General features: G+C 45.3%; 18 protein-coding genes and 1 tRNA gene. 10 read left to right on the forward strand and 9 right to left on the reverse strand.

Features of this window, described 5'->3' with window-relative positions; all coding sequences use genetic code 11:
* Nucleotides 1-4: 4 nt before the first annotated feature.
* Nucleotides 5-934: a sugar phosphate isomerase/epimerase family protein gene (locus AC23P2_RS00230; RefSeq protein WP_487771338.1), complete on the reverse strand. Its 930-nt coding sequence runs from the start codon at nucleotides 932-934 to the stop codon at nucleotides 5-7.
* A 60-nt stretch (nucleotides 935-994) separates the two neighbouring features.
* Nucleotides 995-1,855 carry a sugar phosphate isomerase/epimerase family protein gene (locus tag AC23P2_RS00235; protein WP_487771339.1) on the reverse strand — a complete coding sequence of 287 codons (861 nt, stop codon included), beginning with the start codon at nucleotides 1,853-1,855 and terminating at the stop codon, nucleotides 995-997.
* A 100-nt stretch (nucleotides 1,856-1,955) separates the two neighbouring features.
* Here AC23P2_RS00235 and recG point away from each other — a divergent pair, with 100 nt between their 5' ends.
* From recG to AC23P2_RS00250, 3 genes are all read left to right on the forward strand, one after another.
* Nucleotides 1,956-4,064, forward strand: a complete 2,109-nt coding sequence (recG, locus tag AC23P2_RS00240; RefSeq protein ID WP_487771340.1) for an ATP-dependent DNA helicase RecG — start codon at nucleotides 1,956-1,958, stop codon at nucleotides 4,062-4,064.
* 185 nt (nucleotides 4,065-4,249) lie between these two features.
* Nucleotides 4,250-4,447 carry a hypothetical protein gene (locus AC23P2_RS00245; protein WP_472492878.1) on the forward strand — a complete coding sequence of 66 codons (198 nt, stop codon included), beginning with the start codon at nucleotides 4,250-4,252 and terminating at the stop codon, nucleotides 4,445-4,447.
* Nucleotides 4,444-4,713: a type II toxin-antitoxin system RelE family toxin gene (locus AC23P2_RS00250; RefSeq protein WP_487771341.1), complete on the forward strand. Its 270-nt coding sequence runs from the start codon at nucleotides 4,444-4,446 to the stop codon at nucleotides 4,711-4,713. Before AC23P2_RS00245 ends, AC23P2_RS00250 begins: the two co-directional genes overlap by 4 nt.
* A gap of 239 nt (nucleotides 4,714-4,952) precedes the next feature.
* On the opposite strand, the gene AC23P2_RS00255 is transcribed toward AC23P2_RS00250, so the two are convergent.
* Entirely contained in the window at nucleotides 4,953-5,531 is a 579-nt protein-coding gene (locus AC23P2_RS00255) for a hypothetical protein (RefSeq protein ID WP_487771342.1), read from the reverse strand.
* 164 nt (nucleotides 5,532-5,695) lie between these two features.
* Here AC23P2_RS00255 and AC23P2_RS00260 point away from each other — a divergent pair, with 164 nt between their 5' ends.
* Nucleotides 5,696-8,029, forward strand: a complete 2,334-nt coding sequence (locus AC23P2_RS00260) for an ATP-dependent helicase (RefSeq protein ID WP_487771343.1) — start codon at nucleotides 5,696-5,698, stop codon at nucleotides 8,027-8,029.
* A gap of 44 nt (nucleotides 8,030-8,073) precedes the next feature.
* On the opposite strand, the gene hisIE is transcribed toward AC23P2_RS00260, so the two are convergent.
* The 3 genes from hisIE to AC23P2_RS00275 form a co-directional block, all read right to left on the reverse strand.
* Nucleotides 8,074-8,679 (reverse strand): bifunctional phosphoribosyl-AMP cyclohydrolase/phosphoribosyl-ATP diphosphatase HisIE, encoded by a 606-nt coding sequence (gene hisIE / locus AC23P2_RS00265; protein WP_487771780.1) that lies wholly within the window; start codon nucleotides 8,677-8,679, stop codon nucleotides 8,074-8,076.
* A 45-nt stretch (nucleotides 8,680-8,724) separates the two neighbouring features.
* Nucleotides 8,725-9,888 carry a sigma-54-dependent transcriptional regulator gene (locus tag AC23P2_RS00270; RefSeq protein WP_487771344.1) on the reverse strand — a complete coding sequence of 388 codons (1,164 nt, stop codon included), beginning with the start codon at nucleotides 9,886-9,888 and terminating at the stop codon, nucleotides 8,725-8,727.
* Between the two features lie 118 nt (nucleotides 9,889-10,006).
* Nucleotides 10,007-10,711: a peptidylprolyl isomerase gene (locus AC23P2_RS00275; protein ID WP_487771345.1), complete on the reverse strand. Its 705-nt coding sequence runs from the start codon at nucleotides 10,709-10,711 to the stop codon at nucleotides 10,007-10,009.
* Nucleotides 10,712-10,777: 66 nt separating this feature from the next.
* Between AC23P2_RS00275 and AC23P2_RS00280 the strand changes: the two genes are divergently transcribed.
* From AC23P2_RS00280 to lpxA, 4 genes are all read left to right on the forward strand, one after another.
* Complete coding sequence (locus tag AC23P2_RS00280; protein WP_487771346.1) at nucleotides 10,778-12,010, forward strand: HD domain-containing protein; 1,233 nt, start codon at nucleotides 10,778-10,780, stop codon at nucleotides 12,008-12,010.
* Nucleotides 12,011-12,020: 10 nt separating this feature from the next.
* A complete protein-coding gene (gene lpxD / locus AC23P2_RS00285; RefSeq protein ID WP_028524311.1) occupies nucleotides 12,021-13,058 on the forward strand; it encodes a UDP-3-O-(3-hydroxymyristoyl)glucosamine N-acyltransferase in 1,038 nt (345 codons plus the stop codon).
* A 5-nt stretch (nucleotides 13,059-13,063) separates the two neighbouring features.
* The gene (locus tag AC23P2_RS00290) at nucleotides 13,064-14,455 is read left to right on the forward strand and encodes a bifunctional UDP-3-O-[3-hydroxymyristoyl] N-acetylglucosamine deacetylase/3-hydroxyacyl-ACP dehydratase (protein WP_487771781.1); all 1,392 of its coding nucleotides are present in this window, start codon (nucleotides 13,064-13,066) and stop codon (nucleotides 14,453-14,455) included.
* A 71-nt stretch (nucleotides 14,456-14,526) separates the two neighbouring features.
* Nucleotides 14,527-15,327: an acyl-ACP--UDP-N-acetylglucosamine O-acyltransferase gene (gene lpxA / locus AC23P2_RS00295; protein ID WP_487771347.1), complete on the forward strand. Its 801-nt coding sequence runs from the start codon at nucleotides 14,527-14,529 to the stop codon at nucleotides 15,325-15,327.
* A gap of 146 nt (nucleotides 15,328-15,473) precedes the next feature.
* Here lpxA and AC23P2_RS00300 read toward each other — a convergent pair.
* Nucleotides 15,474-15,557: transfer RNA gene (locus AC23P2_RS00300), tRNA-Leu, on the reverse strand.
* An 86-nt stretch (nucleotides 15,558-15,643) separates the two neighbouring features.
* Nucleotides 15,644-16,888: an ABC transporter permease gene (locus tag AC23P2_RS00305; RefSeq protein ID WP_487771348.1), complete on the reverse strand. Its 1,245-nt coding sequence runs from the start codon at nucleotides 16,886-16,888 to the stop codon at nucleotides 15,644-15,646.
* 80 nt (nucleotides 16,889-16,968) lie between these two features.
* Between AC23P2_RS00305 and AC23P2_RS00310 the strand changes: the two genes are divergently transcribed.
* The gene (locus AC23P2_RS00310; RefSeq protein ID WP_472492856.1) at nucleotides 16,969-18,231 is read left to right on the forward strand and encodes an asparagine synthetase B; all 1,263 of its coding nucleotides are present in this window, start codon (nucleotides 16,969-16,971) and stop codon (nucleotides 18,229-18,231) included.
* A gap of 116 nt (nucleotides 18,232-18,347) precedes the next feature.
* On the opposite strand, the gene AC23P2_RS00315 is transcribed toward AC23P2_RS00310, so the two are convergent.
* Nucleotides 18,348-19,163 (reverse strand): exonuclease domain-containing protein, encoded by an 816-nt coding sequence (locus tag AC23P2_RS00315; RefSeq protein ID WP_487771349.1) that lies wholly within the window; start codon nucleotides 19,161-19,163, stop codon nucleotides 18,348-18,350.
* Between the two features lie 122 nt (nucleotides 19,164-19,285).
* On the opposite strand from AC23P2_RS00315, the gene AC23P2_RS00320 reads away from it, so the two are divergent.
* Nucleotides 19,286-20,647, forward strand: a complete 1,362-nt coding sequence (locus AC23P2_RS00320) for an MATE family efflux transporter (protein WP_487771350.1) — start codon at nucleotides 19,286-19,288, stop codon at nucleotides 20,645-20,647.
* Nucleotides 20,648-20,749 lie beyond the last annotated feature (102 nt).

Below are 20,749 nucleotides of genomic sequence, written 5' to 3' on the forward strand. Positions count from 1 at the left end.
TCGGTTAGACCTTTGCAGCCCATTCTTTAAATAATACCAAGTCTTTCTTCATCGCAGTGATAAGGTCTTGCGACGGAATGCTGAGTTTTTTTGCCCCATTTTCAGCCCCACCTAACGGATATTCGTAGTGCATCGTGATGGGTACTTGAAAATTATACTGCTTCCAAATTTCAAAATAACGTTTCCAATTGACCACCCCTTCGCCCAGTGGACAGCCAAGTTTGCCCCATTTTCCATTGTTTTTTGTCCAGTAAAAATCCTTGATGGCCAGCGATTTGATGTGGGGAGCAATCAAGTGAAGCCCTGTTTCCCACGACCCTCCTGCTTCGGCAGTAGCATGGTTGATGTCGTACTGGCAGCCAATGGCCGACGATGTTATGCCTTGAAGTTGCTGATGAAAATCCCACAACGACGCCCCAAAGTAATTGCCCGAGTGGTTTTGGTAGTGACCCACCATCCCGTATTTCTCGTTCAAGGCAGCTACGGCTTTGATTCGTTGTCCGATGGCAATGCTTTGAGGAGCAATTTCTTTTTTAAGGTCATACGGATACCAGCCCATACGGTAGTGTTTAATCCCAAGCGATTTGGCTGTTTTGAGAATACGCTCCGATTGCGCATCGGCGTCCAAAATCGTGGTCACCATCATCGGAATTTCAAGTTTATGCTTTTTGAACGCAGCCACTGCTTTGGGCAAATCTTCCTCTACGCGCTCGGGCAAAACGTGTCCGCCAGGGCGAACAGTAAGGTCGAGCCCATCGAAGCCAATCCCTGTAATGGTCGCGGCGAGTTGGTCATAGTCTTCAATCCATTGAAACATTTTAGAAAAAACAAAAATTTTGGGCGAAGCCACCACAGGAGCTCCCACCGAACTAAAAGCCGACTGAGCCAGCGTGCTTCCAACGAGCGTAGTTCCAATAAATTGACGACGATTCATGGTTGACAGTGATATTTTTAAATGGTTATTATCTATTTCATTAGGGCGAAAAAAGCGCGTTTACCCCACAATTTTCCGCGCGTACTGCACATTTTGCGGATATGCTTCATCCAACGTTTTTCCAGGCGGCATAGCTCCTTCGAGCTGCGCCCATCCTTTGAAATGAATTTCGTTGAGCAGTTGTCTGATGCGAGGCCAGTCGATAGAACCTTGCCCGAGCAACAAACCGTTTTCTTTGAGGTGGACTTCGCAAATGAGTTTTCGTTGACCCAGCAAAGGAATTTCGGTGTAAGGGTCGTGTCCTGCATCAGCGGCATTGCGGGGGTCGTAATAGACTTTGAGATTAGGCGAGCCTACTGCTTCAATAATATCGAGGTGCTCCTGAGCGCTTAAATAAGACTCGATAGCGAGGGTGACACCCTGTTTTTCGGCTTTGGGCATGAGACTTTTGAGGCGCTCAATGACTACTTTTTTGCCAGCTTCGTCACTGCGTAAATCTCCCTGCGAAAAGAAGGCTAGTAAGACCACTTTTACTTTTAATGCCTTAGCGGCATCGATGCTGCCACTTACCCATTCAACAGTGCGAGCCTCTGATTTGAGCGGAACGCGATTGAGCTCGCCAATGGCCAAACTAGCAATTTTTACCCCCGATTTTTTTGCCGCTTCCAACATGGCTTGTTGGTTTTCGGGGCGAAGGAGGTAGCTTTCGTCGGAGCGAGAATTATAGCTAAGTTGCACGCCGTCCAGTCCAATTTTTTTAGCATACGTAAAAACGGCTGGATTACAGGCTCTTTGCAATGACCAATCACAAGCTCCCAACAGATAACTTCGCCGAAGAGAGTCGGATAACGGGTCAAAAGGAGCCGTGAAATAAGTGGCACTTAAAAGCGCCGTTTGGCGGAGGGCATCGCGACGATTCATAGAAAACGGAGGAGCTTGGACGTTAGTACCAAAAGCGAAGAATTGTTGGAAAAATACTCTTTAAAGGTTATTTTTACTAAAAAAACGTGCGTTTGCACTTATGAGTCAACGAACCAATACCCAGTTTTTCGATACCAAAATTGAGTTCTTGAAAGGAGTCGGGCCTACGCGTGCGGCTACGCTCAACAAAGAACTGAAGCTATTTACCTTTGGTGATTTAGTACAATACTACCCGTTTCGCCACGAAGACAGAACGTCGTTTCAGCGCATTAGCGAGCTGAATGACACGATGTCGGCTGCGCAGTTGAAAGGCCGCATTAGGAGTATGACCGTGATAGGTGAAGGCCACAAACGGCGGCTTACAGTGGAGTTTACCGACGGCACGGGCATCGTAGAGTTTGTATTTTTCCAAAGCATTGATTGGCACCTCAAACACCTCAAAGAAGGCGGCGAGTATATTGCCTACGGCAAACCGCAACGGTTTGGGCAACGCTTTAATTTTAGCCATCCCGACCTCGAAACCATCAATCCAGAAAACGAGGGAGGTGGCTACTTTCAACCCGTTTATAACCTAACGGAAACACTCCGTAAGAAATACCTCGACAGTCGGTTTTTGAGCAAAATCATGCGGAGTTTGTTGGAGCAAGCCACGCCGCATTTTCGCGAAACCCTCCCCCAAGATCTGGTTCAAAAATTCCGTCTTCTGCCCAAAGCCGAGGCCATGTGGGGGATTCATTTGCCCGATAGCCAATACGCGCTCACGCAGGCATTGCGCCGATTGAAGTTTGAGGAATTGTTTTACAACCAATTGCGGTTGCTCAAAAACAAACTTCTGCAAAAACGCGAGTACCCTGGGCAGGTTTTTGGCAACCTTGATATGTTAAAAACCTTTTATCAACAGCACTTGCCTTTCGGGCTGACCAACGCCCAAAAACGCGTTTTGCGCGAAATCCACGACGATTTTAAGTCGGGTAAGCAAATGAATCGCCTTTTGCAAGGGGACGTGGGGAGCGGTAAAACGATTGTGGCGTTTATTTCGATGTTGATGGCCATCGACAACGGTGCGCAAGCCTGCCTTATGGCTCCCACCGAAATCTTGGCCGACCAGCATTACCGAGGTTTAAAGCCTTTCTGTGATGCGCTGGGGATAAACATCTCGCTTTTGACGGGTTCTACCACTAAAAAAGGCCGCAAAATTGTGTTGCCAGGCTTACAGGATGGAAGCATTCACATTGCGGTGGGTACGCACGCGTTGTTGGAAGATACGGTGCAGTTCAAAAACTTGGGGCTGTGTATCATCGACGAGCAGCACCGTTTTGGGGTAGCCCAACGCGCTAAGATGTGGGCTAAAAACGAAACCATTCACCCGCACATTTTGGTCATGACCGCCACGCCAATTCCGCGTACCTTGGCCATGACGCTTTACGGGGATTTGGATTTGAGTATCATCGACGAGCTTCCCGCAGGACGTAAGCCCATTGAGACGGTTCATTATTTTGAGACAAAACGCCTAGCGATGTTTGGGCGGGTCAAAGAAGAAATCCGTAAAGGCCGCCAAGTGTATATTGTGTATCCGCTCATCGAAGAGTCCGAAAAGCTGGATTACAACAACCTCATGGAAGGCTACGAAAGTATTCAGCGCACCTTCCCTGAGTACCACATTAGCATGGTACACGGCAAGCTGTTTCCGTACGAAAAAGACTTTGAAATGCAGCGCTTTGTGAAAGGCGAAACGCAAATCATGGTGGCCACGACGGTGATTGAAGTAGGGGTAAACGTCCCGAATGCGTCGGTGATGGTCATCGAAAGTGCCGAGCGTTTTGGCCTGTCGCAGTTGCATCAGTTGCGGGGACGCGTGGGGCGGGGAGCCGAGCAGAGTTATTGTTATTTGATGACGGGTGTGAAACTCAGCAAAGACACCCGCATTCGGATTGATACGCTCTGCGCTACCAACAACGGCTTTGACATTGCCGACGTGGACTTAAAATTACGCGGCCCAGGCGACCTCACGGGTACGCAGCAAAGTGGTTTGATGGATTTGCTATTGGCCGATTTGGCCAAAGACGGGGCCGTATTAAAAGCCGCGCGCGAAGCTGCCGACGAGATTTTGCAAGAAGACCCCGACTTGATACTGCCCAAAAACGAGCCCATTCGCACCCACATCGACTCGCTTAGGAAGGAGGAAACCAACTGGAGTCGGATTAGTTGATGACAGTCGATGGCGCGAGTGTCCCACTCGTAACCTCTATCTTCTGGCTTCCAGCCATTTCTTTGGATAACTAGGCTTGAAGCCTTTGAATCATTAGTACGAGTAAGACACTCGCGCTATCGGAGAAAGTTTCAGCAGTTGTATAGTTTCTAAGAAATAGTTGTTAATTTGTAAAAAAGAAAGAAATGGAAACCATTATCATACAAACATCTTCAAAAAGTACCAGTAAATTACTGCTAAGTTTAACCAAGAAACTAGGTGAAAAGGCGCACATTTTAGACCCTGAAATTGCCGAAGATTTAGCATTTGGCTTGATGATGCAACAAGAGAAAACAGGCAAAAAGGTATCGAAAGACAGTATTTTATCGGCTTTAAAATCATGAAAGTTGAGTTTGATGAATCTTTTGAAAAGAGTATCAAAAAGTTAAAAGATGCCAAAATCAAAGCTAAACTTATTGATTTAATAGAAGTGCTTGAAGAAGTCGATACGGTTCAAGCTCTACCCAATATCAAAAAAATGCAGGGTTTTCAATCATTCTACCGCATCAGAATTGGTGATTACCGACTAGGTTTTGAATTGATAGACGCTAGTACCATTTTATTGATTATGATAGCGCACCGTAAAGAGATTTATCGCTATTTTCCATAGTACCTACCCTATTAACGTAAGCTTGCCGCTCGTGCCCTCTCTCTATATTCTTTGCTGTTGTACTTTTTGGTTTAATGGGACTTGAATCATTAGCACGAGTGAGTCACTCGCACCATCGGATTGGCTTTTTTCGCACAATGTACTCTTAATAAAGAGTATGCAAACAGTAGTGAAAAGCAATCTAGTTTTATTGATATTGATGAATTGTATCACACACTCGAAAAAATGCGAGCATCCCACTAATGAAGCGCTACAACCATAGCAGGTTTTAAAAAAATACACAACTCGTTTTCAAGCGTAGTTTTATCGTCAAACTCATAGCTATTCGTGAAATTTTTAAAGAAACTATCTTGTTTCGATTGCTCGTCTTTGCAAGCCCTTAAATGAATGTATATCAGAAGAAAAAAATAAGGACTATCAATAGGAGTCCCGTTTACTATATGAGGAGACCAACGACCGTTGGTAGATAATAGCGCACGTTTAAAACCCTCAGCAATAACTGGAGGAGCGCCTACATTACTTGAGATATTGGTTATTTCACCTTCTTTACTAATCCTGAACTTTATAAATAGGCACGTTCTCAAGCATAAAGTATCCAACCCTTTATGATTATCTGAAACATATAAACTTAGATAACCAGATAAACCAATACCCTTAAAATCTGTAAACTCATCAAATGAAGCTACCTTCACCTGACTCCTAACAATTAAGGACGTCAGGTAAAAAAAAAGTACAAACCAAAAGCATCTTCTTAAACTTTTCATACTGATTAAATGGGGTTTTTCTTGTTCCTCTGCTAATCTCCAAGTTAAACGCATTAAAAGAAGCGATTTATTGCTAAAAGTAAGAACATTGCCAGATGATTAGGTTACATCCCTGTCAGAACGAGCGATACGCTCGCGGAGGCGACAGTAGTTATTGATTTGTGGGTGACTCCCAAACTTTTCCCCTAACTTTGTGGTAGTGTTAAAAAATGACGTAGATGATTGATTATTTAAGTGGCCTCAACGAACCCCAAGCGCAAGCCGTAACGCATGGCCCTGGGCCGTTGATGATTATTGCGGGAGCAGGTTCGGGTAAGACACGCGTGCTGACCTTCAGAATTGCCCATTTGATAGAAAATGGTGTCGATCCGTTTCGGATTTTGTCGTTGACATTTACCAATAAAGCCGCAGGTGAAATGCGGGCGCGTATCGAAAAAGTGGTTGGGTACGAAGCCCGTAATATCTGGATGGGCACCTTCCACGCGGTATTTGCCAAAATTCTCCGCATTGAGGCGCGTTTTTTGGGTTATACTTCCGATTTCTCCATTTATGATACCGACGACTCGAAATCGTTGATTAAGAGCATTGTCAAAGAGCTTAACCTTGACGATAAAACGTACAAAGCCAACGTCGTTTTTAACCGTATTTCGGGGGCAAAAAACAACCTGATTTCGGCCGACGATTATTTAGCAAACCCTTTGTTTCGAGCCGACGACGAAGCGGCCAAACTCCCCGAAATCGGTCGTTTGTACAAAGCCTACACGACACGTTGTTTTCAGGCAAACGCCATGGATTTCGATGATTTATTGTTTAACACCAACGTGCTTTTTCGCGATTTTCCTGAAGTTCTGAACAAATACCAGCACAAATTTCAGTACGTGATGGTGGATGAGTTTCAGGACACCAACGTGGCGCAGTACCTGATTACCAAAAAGTTATCGGCGGTACATCGCAACATTGCTGTGGTGGGAGATGATGCCCAAAGTATCTACGCGTTTCGTGGGGCCAATATCCAAAATATCCTCAATTTTGAACGCGATTTTCCCGAAGTACGAGTGGTGAAATTGGAACAGAACTACCGTTCGACCCAAACCATCGTCAATGCTGCCAACTCGGTAATTGCCAGAAATAAAGCGCAGTTTAAAAAGAACGTGTTTACCACCAACGAGGAAGGTGGATTGATTGACGTGGTGAAGGCGAGTTCGGACAACGAAGAAGGGCGACTGATTGCAACGGCGATTTTTGAAGAAAAAGTAAACAAAGGCTTGCGCAACACCGACTTTGCGATTTTGTACCGCACCAATGCCCAATCACGGGCGTTTGAAGAAGCCCTCCGCCGCCTCAATATCAAGTACCGAATCATTGGGGGATTGTCGTTTTACCAACGCAAAGAAATCAAGGACTTGCTGGCATACTTGCGTTTTATCGTGAACCAAAACGACGAGGAAGCTTTTAAGCGAATTATAAATTTACCCAAACGCGGTATTGGCGACACCACAGTGGCCAAAATTTCCGTCTCTGCCGCCGAACACCGCGTGCCGATTTGGGAAGTAGTTTCTAATATCTCTCGGTACGTGGCGGGGCGTGCTACGTTGCCCATTGAGAGCTTTGCTACCTTGATAAAGAGTTTCAAAATTTTGCTGGAAGAAGGCAAAGATGCTTATGCTGTTGCCTCTCACGTGGCCAAAGCCTCGGGGATTTTGCGGGAGTTGTACGAAGACAAAACCGTGGAAGGTTTGAGCCGTTACGAAAACGTGCAAGAATTGCTAAACGCCATCAAGGAGTTTGTAGATAACCCTGACAACGAAGACAAAACGTTAAGTTCGTTCTTGCAAACGGTATCCCTTTTGACTACCGCCGACGAAACCGACGACGATGGCGACACTGACCGCGTAACGTTGATGACGATTCACGGCGCGAAAGGGCTAGAATTTAAAAATGTGTATGTCGTAGGACTGGAGGAAGGCCTGTTTCCGAGCCAAATGATGCTCGAAAAACGGGAAGATTTGGAAGAAGAACGGCGTTTGTTTTACGTAGCCATTACCCGCGCCGAAACCAAACTGACGTTTTCATACGCCGAAAGTCGCTACAACTGGGGGCGCCTCAATATGTGCGAACCTAGCCGCTTTTTGTTTGAAGTTGACCAGCGCTTTTTGATGATGGCAAAAGGGCGCCGTTCGGGGGGCATGGACGACTACCGTAACAACGCAGAGCCATCAGCAAATAATTTTATTCGTCAGATAACCAACCGAACTTCTCAAACTCCCAAAGGAACAACAGAAACGGTTAAAAGTTCAGCTGGAGTATCCAGTCCCAAAGTACCCACTCCTCCCCCACCGACCAACGGCGCAAGTACATCGAGTGAGCCTTTTGTGGCAAGTGATACCTCAAATCTGGAAGAAGGAAATCGTGTAGAGCACCCTAAATTTGGGAAAGGAACGGTAAAGAAAATGGACGTCAACGGCACCGACCGCAAAGCCATTATTCATTTTGATACAACAGGAGAAAAAACCCTTTTACTGAGTTTTGCGAAGCTAAGAATTTTACGGTAGAATACGTGAATCAGGGTATGAGTACCCTGATTCACGTATTGTTTTTATTTGTGTCTCGTTTTTAACACGTCCACAATATCGTCTAAATCAAGCCCACGTTGTTCGAGAAGAATCAGGTAATGGAATAACAAATCGGCCGCTTCACCTTTAAACAAGTCATCGTTAGTATCTTTGGCTTCAATCACCAATTCTACAGCTTCTTCGCCCACTTTTTGGGCAATTTTATTGACTCCACGGGCAAAAAGCTTACTCGTATATGACGCGTCCGAGGGATTATTTTTGCGGTCGCGAATGATTTGCTTTTGTAGGTAATTCAAAAACGAAGCTTTGCCTTCATTTTTCTCAAAAAAACAAGTATCCGCACCCGTATGGCAAGTAGGGCCAATTGGATGCGCTTTTATCAAAATTGTGTCTTGGTCGCAATCCAGCAAAACTGTTTTTACTTGTAAAAAATGACCTGATGTTTCACCTTTGGTCCAAAGTCTTTGCTTAGAACGGCTAAAAAACGTGACTACCTTTTCAGCTTCAGTTTTAGCCAATGCTTCCGCATTCATATACCCAACCATGAGTACTTTCCCCGTTTCTTCATCTTGAACAACGGCAGGAACCAAACCGTCGGGAGATTTTGAAAAATTGATTTCCATTATCATGTGTGCCAAAGCACCAGTTACTAAAAAAACGTTTAATAAGTTAGACTAACTCCCAAAGCTTGCATACAAACGGACGTCTTCGAGCAAGATTTCGTCGCCGCACATAATCACCAAACGTTCAATGACGTTGCGCAATTCACGGACGTTACCCGTCCATGGCAACGATTTTAGGTGGGTCATGGCATCTTCCATAATTTCTTTGGGCACACCACCATATTCTTGCGAAATATCGTACAAGAATTTTTCGGCCAACAACGGAATATCCTCGCGGCGTTCGGCCAACGGCGGTACATGAATCGGGATGACGTTCAGACGGTGGTATAAGTCTTCGCGGAAACCTCCTTCTGCAATCTCACGTTTGAGGTCTTTGTTGGTGGCCGCAATCACCCGAACGTTGATTTTGATTTCTTTATCTCCGCCTACGCGGGTTATTTTACTTTCCTGCAACGCTCTCAATACTTTGGCCTGTGCCGACAAGCTCATATCACCAATCTCGTCCAAAAAGAGCGTTCCGCCATCGGCTTGTTCAAACTTCCCGATACGTTGTTTTACAGCCCCCGTAAACGCCCCTTTTTCGTAACCAAAAAGCTCACTTTCAATCAATTCGCTCGGAATTGCGGCACAGTTTACTTCAATCAAAGGTTTATTCACGCGGTTGCTCCGCTCGTGAATTTGCTTGGCTACCATTTCTTTACCCGAACCGTTGGCTCCAGTAATAAGCACACGCGCTTCAGTAGGTGCTACGCGGTTGATCGTTTCTTTGACCTTACGAATTGGCGCCGACTCACCCACAATTTCGTTGATTTTGAAAATACGTTTTTTGAGATCAACGGTTTCTGCGACCAATTTGGCTTTCTCAATGGCATTGCGAACCGAAACCAGCAGGCGGTTCAAATCAGGTGGTTTGGTAATAAAGTCATACGCACCACGCTTGGTAGCCTCTACGGCATTTTCGACACTACCAAAAGCCGAAATCATAATAAATTGCGTCGCTCGGCCTGCTTCGCCTGCTTTCAAAAGAACCTCAAGTCCTTCCAATTTTGGCATTTTAATATCGCAGAGCGCCACATCATAATGATTATTGAGAATCATATAGAGACCTTCTTCTCCATCTTTGGCCTCTTCAACCTCATAATCTTCGTATTCTAAAATATCACGCAGGGCAGCACGGATACTTTTCTCGTCATCCACAATCAGGATTTTTGCCATCAGTCGTAGAAATAAGTTAATGGGCAAAGTTAGTAAACCCATTGAGAAAATTACGCGAAAGAAAGTTTGTTTTCCAACAATTTAGAAAACTTCAAACGAATACCTCCGTATGATGTCCTTATTCAAACCGATAACCGTAGCGTTTGGCAATTTTTTTCTTTTTCATTTTTTCCACACGCATACTCATTCGGATATCTTTCAACGGTCGGTCGGAGCCATCACGGCGTTGATGCGCAATGCTATCCAGCACGGCCAATCCACTGATTACTTGCCCAAAAACCGTGTAATTCCCATCCAAATGTGGCGTTCCACCTACTGTTTTATACACTTCTCGTTGAGCGGCAGTAGCTTGGCGTGTCCCTGTAGCCCGACGTAACTGCACATCGAGTTCGGCATCGTTATAGACTTTTCCCTGTACGATATAGAACTGACAAGCCGATGACTTTTTTTCGGGGTTATTATCCCTTGCGGCTGCCAACGCCCCCTTCTTATGAAACAAATCGGGACGAAACTCCGCAGGAATTCGCTCCATATTACCCCCACCCCCACCTAAGCGGTCGCCTGGTTTGGCATTTTTGGAATTAGGGTCTCCCCCCTGAATCATAAAATTTTCGATGATGCGGTGAAAAAGTAAACTATCGTAAAAGTGTTCTTTGGCTAATTTCAAAAAATTGGCCTTGTGAAGCGGCGTCTGCTCATGCAAAATGGCTGCCATATCACCAAAAGATGTGTGAATGGTGATTACTTCGGCTTTTTTGGTTTTTTTTTGGGCATAAGACGCCATACTCAGGACTACGAAAAAGGAAAGGACAACGTGTTTCATTAGGTAATGGAGATATTTTTTTACGAAATTGCACCCAAAAATTCCGTTTCCCAAATTTACTCAGACGTGAACAAGCGTAAGATTTTCAACGACCCCGTTTACGGATTCATCAGCATTCCGTCTGATTTGGTGTTTGACCTCATCCAACACCCTTTTTTCCAACGACTTCGGCGGATTCGGCAGCTAGGGATGGCCGAGCTGGTTTATCCTGGCGCACTGCATACCCGTTTTCACCATGCCCTTGGCGCTATGCACCTCATGGGGCAAGCCCTGTCAACATTACGCACCAAAGGCCACCTAATTTGGGAAGCTGAATGGGAAGCCGCCCAAATCGCGATTTTGCTGCATGACGTCGGGCACGGGCCGTTTTCTCACGTGTTGGAAAAAACCATTTTAAACGATGTTCATCACGAATATCTTTCGCTGGAAATTATGAAAGAGCTCAACCGCCAGCTAGACGGGCGGCTCGAAATGGCCATTCAGATGTTCGAGGGCAGTTATCCGCGTCAGTTTTTTCACCAACTCATTTCCAGTCAACTAGACATGGATCGCATGGATTACCTCAACCGCGACTGTTTTTTTACGGGCGTAGCTGAAGGTGCCATCGGTACCGAGCGCATCATCAAGATGCTGGATGTAGTTGACGACCAACTTGTTGTAGAGTCCAAAGGAATATTAAGCATCGAAAATTTTCTAAATGCACGGCGGCTCATGTATTGGCAGGTGTACCTTCACAAGACGTCCATCTGTGCCGAAACCATGTTAATTCAGGCCATCAGGCGTGCGCGCGAGTTGGCCAGAAGCGGCGAAGACATCTTTGCACCCAATGATTTCGGGCTTTTTCTTCGTCAGACAATCACCTTGCAGCAGTTTCAAGAAAACCCTCAGTACCTTCAAGCCTTCACCAAAATTGACGATTACGACGTCTGGGGTTGTTTGAAAGTATGGGCTGCTCACAAAGACCGCGTACTTTCCATGATTTGTCAACATTTACTTGACCGAAAATTGTACAAAATACAGTTTTCAAGCACGCCATTTGACCAAAACCAGTTGCAAGAAATCCACGAACAACTGCGCCAACAAGGTATTTCGGACAGTTGGCATGACTATTTTTTGGTACTGGGCGAATCGAGCAATGCGGCCTATGTTTCGAGCAAAGAACGCATTCTGATTAAAATGAAAGATGGTAGCGTATGCGATATTGCTGATGCCTCTGATTTACCGACAATTAAGGCCCTGAGTAATATTGTCCGAAAGTATTATGTTTGTTGGATGAAACCCCTAACTTTGCAGTCTTAATTGTGACCGTATGGAATTTACCGTCAAGCAGATTGCTGGACTGCTCGGAGGAGAAATAGAAGGCGAAGAGAACCTAAAAATCAGTCAGTTATCAAAAATTGAGGAGGGTATCTCTGGTAGTATTTCTTTTTTATCCAATCCAAAATACGAGCCTTATTTATACACAACCGAGGCTTCGGCAGTAATTGTAGATAAAAGCTTTGAACCTAAAAAAGCGTTTAAAACTACCCTTATTCGGGTAGAAAGCTCCTATACAGCGTTTACTCAACTTCTACAACAATACGAACGAATCATCAAGGGCGACAAACGAGGAATTGAGCAACCTTCTTACCTTGGAGAAGGCACCGAACTGGGTGAAAACCCCTACTTAGGTGCTTTTGCGTACGTTGGAACAAATTGTAAGATTGGGAAAAATGTAAAAATTTATCCCCATGCTTACGTGGGTGATAACGTCAAAATTGGCGATGGTACGGTGATTCATTCGGGTGTCCGAATTTATAACAATACCATTATTGGTCAAAATTGCACCTTTTTTGCCAATGCCGTTATCGGAAGCGATGGATTTGGTTTTGCCCCACTTCCCGACGGAACGTACAAAACAATTCCCCAACTAGGCAACGTCGTCATCGAAGATAACGTAAGTATAGGAGCAGGAGCAACAATCGACTGTGCCACAATGGGTTCGACAGTTATCCGACAGGGAGTAAAACTAGACAACTTAGTGCAAGTAGGGCATAATGTCGAAATTGGTAAAAATACCGTCATTGCTGCTCAAGCAGGCATAGCGGGCTCAACCAAAATCGGAGAAAATTGCGTCATAGGCGGACAAGCTGGTTTTAACGGACACATTACGGTGCCAAAGGGAACCAAAGTGGGTGGCCAAGCGGGCGTTACCCGAACATGGGAAGAAGAAGGACTTTCACTTAACGGAACTCCTGCCCTCGAACTCAAAGACAGTTTACGTTCGGCGGCAATTTTCCGTAAATTACCCCTCTTGGAAAAAAGAGTACATGAATTAGAGAAACAAAACAAAGAAGATAAACACTAGGAATGTTGAACATTAAACAACAAACCATCGAAAAATCGGTGTCGGTATCGGGTGTAGGGTTGCATACTGGTGTCTCGGCTACCATGACTTTTGTGCCTGCCCCTATCAATCACGGTTATAAATTTCAACGTATTGACTTGGAAGGTCAGCCTATCGTTGATGCTGACGTGGACAATGTGGTGGACGTGTCGCGGGGGACTACCCTCGAACAAAACGGAGCCCGTGTTTACACGGTTGAGCACACCCTCGCCGCACTTGTTGGGTTACAAATTGACAACGTACTCATTCAGCTTGATGGCCCTGAGCCTCCTATCATGGACGGCAGCTCTATCAAGTTTGTAGAAGCGTTAAAAGAAGCTGGAATTATTGAACAAAATGCCTCGCGCAACTACTTCGAAATTTCAGAACCTGTACGCTACATAAACGCGGAAAAAGACATTGAGATGGTAGCTTTGCCTCTCAACGACTACCGCCTCACAGTGATGGTAGATTACAACTCACAAGTAATCAGCAGCCAACACGCTTCGCTCAACGACCTTACTACCTTCTCACGTGAGATTGCTTCGTGCCGAACTTTCTGTTTCTTGCACGAGCTTGAGGCGCTTTATAAAGCCAACCTCATCAAAGGCGGCGACTTGACCAATGCCATTGTGATTGTCGATCGCGATGTAGAAGAAGGTGAACTAGATTACCTTTCTCAGTTACTCAACAAACCTACCATTGGGGTCAACAAAAAAGTAGGCATTCTCAATAACTTAGAATTGCACTACCCCAACGAAATGGCTCGCCACAAACTACTTGACGTAGTAGGTGACTTGGCACTCGTGGGCCGCCCTATCAAAGGCCAAATCTTGGCCGCACGCCCAGGGCACGCGGCCAACGTTGCTTTGGCCAAGAAAATCAAAAAACTCATGGAGTCGTCGAAGAGCGCAGTGCCTCACTTCGATCCCAAAATGCCTCCTGTGATGGACTTGAAGCGCATTTGTGAGCTTCTTCCCCACCGCTATCCATTCTTGATGATTGACAAAATCGTTTACATGGACGAAAACAGCGTGGCAGGTCTCAAAAATGTCACCATGAATGAGCCCTTCTTTACGGGGCACTTTCCAAACAATCCTGTCATGCCAGGTGTTTTACAGATGGAAGCCATGGCACAAACAGGGGCTATTCTTGCTTTAAGTTCGCAATCAGACCCAGAAAACTATTGGCCTTTCTTGGCTGCCATCGAAAATTGCCGTTTTCGGCGCAACGTCGTGCCTGGAGATACTGTTATCTTCAAGTGCGAGTTTACGGCGCCTATCAAACGAGGAATTGTAAAAATGCACGGCGCAGGGTACGTAGCAGGACAACTTGTATGTGAAGCTGACATGACCGCAAGCCTAGTTAGAAAAAAGTAATGGTAAACAAAACAAGTTCAGATGAAAGTACTTCTTTCTAGGAACGATGTTTTGGAAACTATCAACCCAACATGATTCAACCGTTAGCATACATACATCCTGAGGCCAAAATTGCTCCCAATGTAGTTATTGAGCCATTTGCAATGATCCACAAAGACGTGGAAATTGGTGAAGGAACGTGGATTGGTTCACACGCAATCATCAATGACGGCGCCCGAATTGGGAAAAACTGCCAAATCTATTCTGGTGCAGTAATTTCTTCTACTCCCCAAGATTTAAAATTCAAGGGAGAATATACCCTCACTTACATTGGCGACAATACGATTATTCGTGAATACGCCACCATCAGTCGGGGAACGGAAGAACACTGGAAAACCGAAATTGGCAGCGACTGTCTTATCATGGCCTACTCACACGTCGCCCACGATTGTCGTATCGGTAACAACTGCATTATCGTCAACAACGTACAAATGGCAGGGCACGTCCACATGGGCGATTGGGCCATCATTGCGGGCTCAAGTTCGGTACGGCAGTTTGTAAAGATTGGCGCCCATGCCATGGTAGCTGGCGGCTCACTGGTTCGTAAAGATGTTCCTCCGTTTACTAAAGCGGCAAGAGAGCCCCTTTCTTACGCGGGAGTAAACTCAATTGGTTTACGTCGTCGTGGTTTTACCAACGAACAAATTAACGACATTCAAGAGGTGTATCGCTATGTATATCTCAAAGGTTTCAACAACTCTGAAGCTTTAGAGCATATTGAGCAAGACCTTCCTATGACGCCCGAACGCGACCTTATTGTAAGTTTTATTCGCAATGCCGAGCGTGGGATTATCAAAGCGCCGAGCGCTTCCCACGTCGATAGCGAAGACTAGTGGAGATTTTATCATTTCAACATAAAAACGGTTCAGAGCAATCTCTGAACCGTTTTTTGTTGGGCCTCCTACCCTCCCGAGCGAGCACTTTTGACAAAGCTATAAAAGCAAAAAACTCGAAGCTTTCGCTTCGAGTTTTACCCGAGTACCCAGAGCCGGAGTCGAACCGGCACGAGTGTAACCTCATTGGTGTTTGAGACCAACGCGTCTACCGATTCCGCCATCTGGGCAAGTCATTGTGTAAACGGGACTGCAAAGGTAGCGGTTGAGATTTAAAATGCAAACATTCACACCGAAAAAAAATCAAAAATTTTCACTACTCGTAGCGTAATGCTTCGATAGGGTCTAAGCGTGAGGCTTTTATGGCTGGATAAATTCCCGAGAGAATTCCAACCACTACGCACACCAAAATCCCCATCATCATCCAAAACCACGGGACAATAAAGCTTGCATTCTCACTGATAACCTTAGCAATGATGTTTCCTACAATAATTCCAAGAATAAGACCTCCTATTCCCCCCAAAATACACACCACAATTGCCTCCATCAAAAACTGCAAACGAATCAGCCGTGGAGTTGCCCCTAGCGACTTTCGGATACCTATTTCGCGCGTTCTTTCGGTTACTGATACCAGCATGATATTCATCAACGCAATAGCCGCTCCTAATAACGTAATGATGCCGATTCCAAAGCCCCCCATGCGTAAGTATCCCGATATTTCTTCAAAGTTTTTGGCCAACGCATCGGCGCTTTCTATTTCAAACGAATCAGGCTTTCCAATTAGGTCTTTCCGAACTCGCCGCATGATTCCCCTAGCCTCTCCCATAATGAGTTCTTGGTCCTCCATGCTGTTGACAGAAGTCGTAATATCAAAAGTCAATTCGCGGTTTGCAGCCAAAGCTCGGCCATTTTCAAGGGGCACCAATAGCACCCGATCATCTCCCCCTCCTGTCAATGAGCCTTTTTTGTCCAGTACACCTACCACTTTATATTGATTTCCTCGAACGATAATCTCTTCGTTGATTGGGTTTATTTTTCCTTCAAACAGCTTTTGGGCTATTTCTGATCCTACAATAATCACGTTAAGACCATTGTCGAGATCTGTTGAAGAAAAATTACGGCCATTCGCAAGCTTATAGCCTTTAATCGCCATATAGTTATCATCAATACCGACTACGCGCGTATTGGGGTTGGTTTTGACGGATTTGTATTTGACTTGTACAGCACCGCTAATGTTCGACGAAATCGACACTTGAGCATTGTACGTGTCTTTGATTTCTCTTTTGTACTGATTGGCCTGACGGTAGCTAATTGAAGGAAAATCTTTAGAGCGCATTCCTCCGTTTCTTCGACGAAAAGGCTGCGGCCCTCGAATGTCAAAGGTATTAGCACCCAAATCGGCAAAACTATTATTCACCGAACTTTGCATTCCGTCAATGGCCGTCAAAATCCCCACCAGCGATGTAATGCCAATGGCAATAATCAGCGCCGTCAGGACAGTCCGAAGCATGTTTGATTGAATGGAACGCAGTCCTTCACGAAAGTTCTCAATAAGGTTCATGGCAATGGTTGATTCTGCACGATTTTTGCAATATATTCGTTATTACAAAAGTCATTCTGAAAATTTAAATCCACAAACCGATGAAGCGGTTCATCCTACCACTTATCATTTTTTTGGGCGTAGTACACGGGGCTTGGGCCTCTAAGATTCTGATTCCGATGGATGAATCCCAAAAAAACCACCTTAAATCGTACGGACTGGCCTACTGGGTCTTGCGCACCTACGACACTGAAATTGACTGGCTTCTCAACTACCGAGGAGGCAGTTTTATGATGGATTGGAACCAGCGAATCATCAACGAAATGGTCGTCCGTGGGATTTCGTACGAGGTAATTTCTGACGCGCAAGGAAGCGGAATTTTAAGCGAAATTGCCCAGCCTGACGCCAACATGGACAACGTCAAGCTTCACAAAGCTCCCAAAGTGGCCGTTTATTCGCCTAAGACCAAACAACCTTGGGACGATGCCGTAACTCTTGTGATGACCTACGCCGAAATCCCCTACGACATTGTTTATGACGACGACTTGATGGAAGGCAAACTGTCGGAATACGACTGGTTACACCTTCACCACGAAGATTTTACGGGACAGTACGGCAAGTTTTTCCACTTTCGTGATTACCCTTGGTACCGTGCCCAAAAACGCGAAGCTGAGGATATTGCGGCAAAATGGGGATTTTCTAAGGTATCAAAACTCAAATTGGCCGTAGCTAAAAAAGTACAAGAGTACGTAGCAGGTGGCGGATATATGTTTGCCATGTGCAATGCCACCGATACTTACGACGTAGCGCTGGCCACACAAAATACCGACATTGCAGACGTGATTTACGACGGTGACCCTACTGACCCCACGGCCCAAAAGAAGCTAGATTTTAGCCAGACGTTTGCTTTCCAAAACTTTCAAGTTGTGACCAATCCCTACGAAATTGAGTTTTCGTCGGTCGATAGCCAACCTAATGAGCGTGGCATGACGGAATCTAACGATTATTTCACGTTATTTCAGTTTTCGGCCAAATGGGATCCAGTTCCTACCATGTTGACACAAAACCACCAGCAAATCATCAAAGGGTTTATGGGTCAAACAACGGCCTTTAAAAAGCAATACATCAAGCCCGAAGTGATTATTTTGGCCGAAAATCGTGCAGCGGGTGAGGCGCGTTACATTCACAGTACGTATGCCAAAGGCTTTTTTACTTTCTACGGTGGCCACGACCCCGAAGATTACCGCCACGAAATTAATGAAGAACCTACGGATTTAAACTTACACCCTAACTCAGCAGGGTACCGTTTGATTTTGAACAACATTTTGTTCCCAGCGGCCAAAAAGAAGAAGTTGAAGACGTAGTTTTGGGTCAATGGTCGATGGTCGGCAGACGATGGTAAGTGGCTAATTGACAAGTTTGTCAGAGGGAGACTTTCCAAGTTTCAAAAACTTGGAAAGTCTTTTTTACTATGGACTAACTATTTTTTTCCAAATGCAGCTCGCATTTTTATCTCGGTCAGCTTCCGTTTGGTATCAAGGGTAAAGTCGCCCTTCATCATCCAATCGTAGTAACTAGGCTCTTGCGCCAAAACGTCCACAACACGTTTGCCATTGTGTTTTCCGAAGTTGATAACCTCTTCCCCTTTTGAGTTATAGGCCATTCGATTGGCAAAATCTACAATTTTTGCCGCTGTCAGGTTATGCAATGCCTCTACATCATTTTGTACAGGCTCATACAAATCCCCTTTGTCGTTCTTGATTTTCACCCCTGCATACCGTTCCACTTGGGCGCACAACACCTCAAACGTAGCCATCGTATCCGCATGGGCACTGTGGGCATTTTCGAGGTCTTTACCACAATAAAACTTATACGCTGCCGCAAGGTTTCGAGGTTCCATCATGTGAAAAATGCGCTGAGCATCTACCAATCGACGATTTTTGATGTCAAATTCGACGTCGGCACGCAAAAATTCTTCCACCAACATCGGCACATCAAAACGATTGGAATTAAACCCTGCCAAATCGCAGCCCTGCAAAAACTGCGCGAGCGTTTTGGCAAAATTTTTAAAGGTTGGGCAGTCCTTCACGTCTTCGTCATAAATCCCATGAATAAGGCTTGATTCAAGCGGAATTGGGACGCCAGGATTGACTAGAAAGGTTTTGCTTTCTATCTCACCGTTGATGAGCGCTTTCACCACACTGATTTCAACAATGCGGTCTTTTTGGATATTTACCCCTGTTGTTTCTAAATCGAAAAAAGCAAGAGGTTTTCTAAGTTTGAGATTATGTGCCATTCAATAAGGAAGCTTGAAGCCTCAAAATTACTATTTAATTCAAACAATTCAGCTTGCATCTTCTACCTTTGCTGTCTTGTTCAGACAATCATCAGCCAACGAATAGCCAAAATCAGAACAGAATGCGCAAGGAAATCAGTGAAACCATTAAGTTAAGTATCCCTATCATTATTGCCCAACTTGGAGTAACACTCATGGGAATGACCGACAACCTGATGGTAGGCCGCTATCTTGGCGCTGTGCCACTTGGTGCAGCGGGATTGGCCAATTCGTTATCATTTTTAATGTCAAGTATTGGCGTGGGTGGTCTGGGTGTCGTGGCGGCATTGATTTCTCAGGCCAAAGGGCAACACAACACTGCCGAAATTGGAAAGCTCTTCAGAGCAGGTCTTATCGTTTCTCTCATTCTTGGAACAGGACTGGGACTAGCGGGAATGCTCATAGGCATCGAATTACACCTTTTTGGTCAAACCGCCGAAGTAACGCGCCTGACGAGGCCCTTTTTGTACATTTTAAGCGCTTCCACGCTTCCTTTGCTGGTATTTGTCGCTGCTCGTCAGTTGGCCGACGGACTTTCGCTCACACGGGTGGCTATGGCGGTTACAGTTTCTGCCCTGATTTTCAACGCTTTTTTCAACTGGATATTCATTAATGGTATCGGTTTTTTTCCAAAAATGGGACTCAACGGCGCTGCTTTCGCAACTCTATTGTCGCGTATTTACATGGCAGTCGCTATTTTGGTTTATATTTATAGAAGCAAAAACTTCACGCCATACCTCACGGCTTCCCATCAGCAGGCACTAGGAAAATTGATAAAGAAAGTTTTTCAACTGGGGATTCCCGTTGGGTTTCAATTTTTCTTTGAAATTGCGGCTTTCTCGTTGGCCGTAGTCATTATCGGATGGCTGGGTGAAAACCAACTTGCCGCCCACCAAATCGCCATCAACATGGCTTCTACAACTTATATGATGGCAACGGGTATCGCCTCCGCAGGCGCTATCCGCGTGGGGCGGGCTTATGGTGAAAAAAATCCGTTCAAGGTCAAACAAGCGGGTACGGCGGCACTGCTTCTTACCATCGCTTTTATGGGTGTTTGGTGCGTTACGTTCCTTACTTGCAACGAGTTTTTAGTCTCTCTCTATCTCAAAGATAATCCTGAGGTTACAACCATCGCAGCAACGTTGATGATTTACGCAGGCTTTTTCCAATTGTCGGATGGCGTACAGGTAACGGCTTTGGGGGCACTACGGGGGCTGACAGACGTCAATGTACCAACGGTGATCACGCTCATTGCGTATTGGGTCATTTCATTGCCGTTGAGTTATTTTCTGGCGTTTACGTTCAAAATGGATGTGGAAGGGGTCTGGATTTCGCTATCTGCGGGGCTTACGTTTTCGGCAGTTTTCCTGACGATTCGTTTTTACCGAATATCGACAAAGGTTATGCCTTCAAACGTTATGTCTACAAACGTTATGCCTCGCTGAGGCATTTGGTACGTACAAACCTTTTTATAACTACAAACGTTATGCCTCGCTGAGGCATTTGGTGCGTACAAACCTTTTTATAACTACAAACGTTGTGCCTCG

The organism is Runella sp. R0.1_18, from assembly GCF_057652155.1.

Bases quoted from the DNA above. Each gene is read 5' to 3' on its own strand.
- AC23P2_RS00230 (WP_487771338.1), bottom strand. From the start codon at position 934: ATGAATCGTCGTCAATTTATTGGAACTACGCTCGTTGGAAGCACGCTG.
- AC23P2_RS00235 (WP_487771339.1), bottom strand. From the start codon at position 1,855: ATGAATCGTCGCGATGCCCTCCGCCAAACGGCGCTTTTAAGTGCCACT.
- recG (WP_487771340.1), top strand. From the start codon at position 1,956: ATGAGTCAACGAACCAATACCCAGTTTTTCGATACCAAAATTGAGTTC.
- AC23P2_RS00245 (WP_472492878.1), top strand. From the start codon at position 4,250: ATGGAAACCATTATCATACAAACATCTTCAAAAAGTACCAGTAAATTA.
- AC23P2_RS00250 (WP_487771341.1), top strand. From the start codon at position 4,444: ATGAAAGTTGAGTTTGATGAATCTTTTGAAAAGAGTATCAAAAAGTTA.
- AC23P2_RS00255 (WP_487771342.1), bottom strand. From the start codon at position 5,531: ATGCGTTTAACTTGGAGATTAGCAGAGGAACAAGAAAAACCCCATTTA.
- AC23P2_RS00260 (WP_487771343.1), top strand. From the start codon at position 5,696: ATGATTGATTATTTAAGTGGCCTCAACGAACCCCAAGCGCAAGCCGTA.
- hisIE (WP_487771780.1), bottom strand. From the start codon at position 8,679: ATGATAATGGAAATCAATTTTTCAAAATCTCCCGACGGTTTGGTTCCT.
- AC23P2_RS00270 (WP_487771344.1), bottom strand. From the start codon at position 9,888: ATGGCAAAAATCCTGATTGTGGATGACGAGAAAAGTATCCGTGCTGCC.
- AC23P2_RS00275 (WP_487771345.1), bottom strand. From the start codon at position 10,711: ATGAAACACGTTGTCCTTTCCTTTTTCGTAGTCCTGAGTATGGCGTCT.
- lpxD (WP_028524311.1), top strand. From the start codon at position 12,021: ATGGAATTTACCGTCAAGCAGATTGCTGGACTGCTCGGAGGAGAAATA.
- lpxA (WP_487771347.1), top strand. From the start codon at position 14,527: ATGATTCAACCGTTAGCATACATACATCCTGAGGCCAAAATTGCTCCC.
- AC23P2_RS00305 (WP_487771348.1), bottom strand. From the start codon at position 16,888: ATGAACCTTATTGAGAACTTTCGTGAAGGACTGCGTTCCATTCAATCA.
- AC23P2_RS00310 (WP_472492856.1), top strand. From the start codon at position 16,969: ATGAAGCGGTTCATCCTACCACTTATCATTTTTTTGGGCGTAGTACAC.
- AC23P2_RS00315 (WP_487771349.1), bottom strand. From the start codon at position 19,163: ATGGCACATAATCTCAAACTTAGAAAACCTCTTGCTTTTTTCGATTTA.
- AC23P2_RS00320 (WP_487771350.1), top strand. From the start codon at position 19,286: ATGCGCAAGGAAATCAGTGAAACCATTAAGTTAAGTATCCCTATCATT.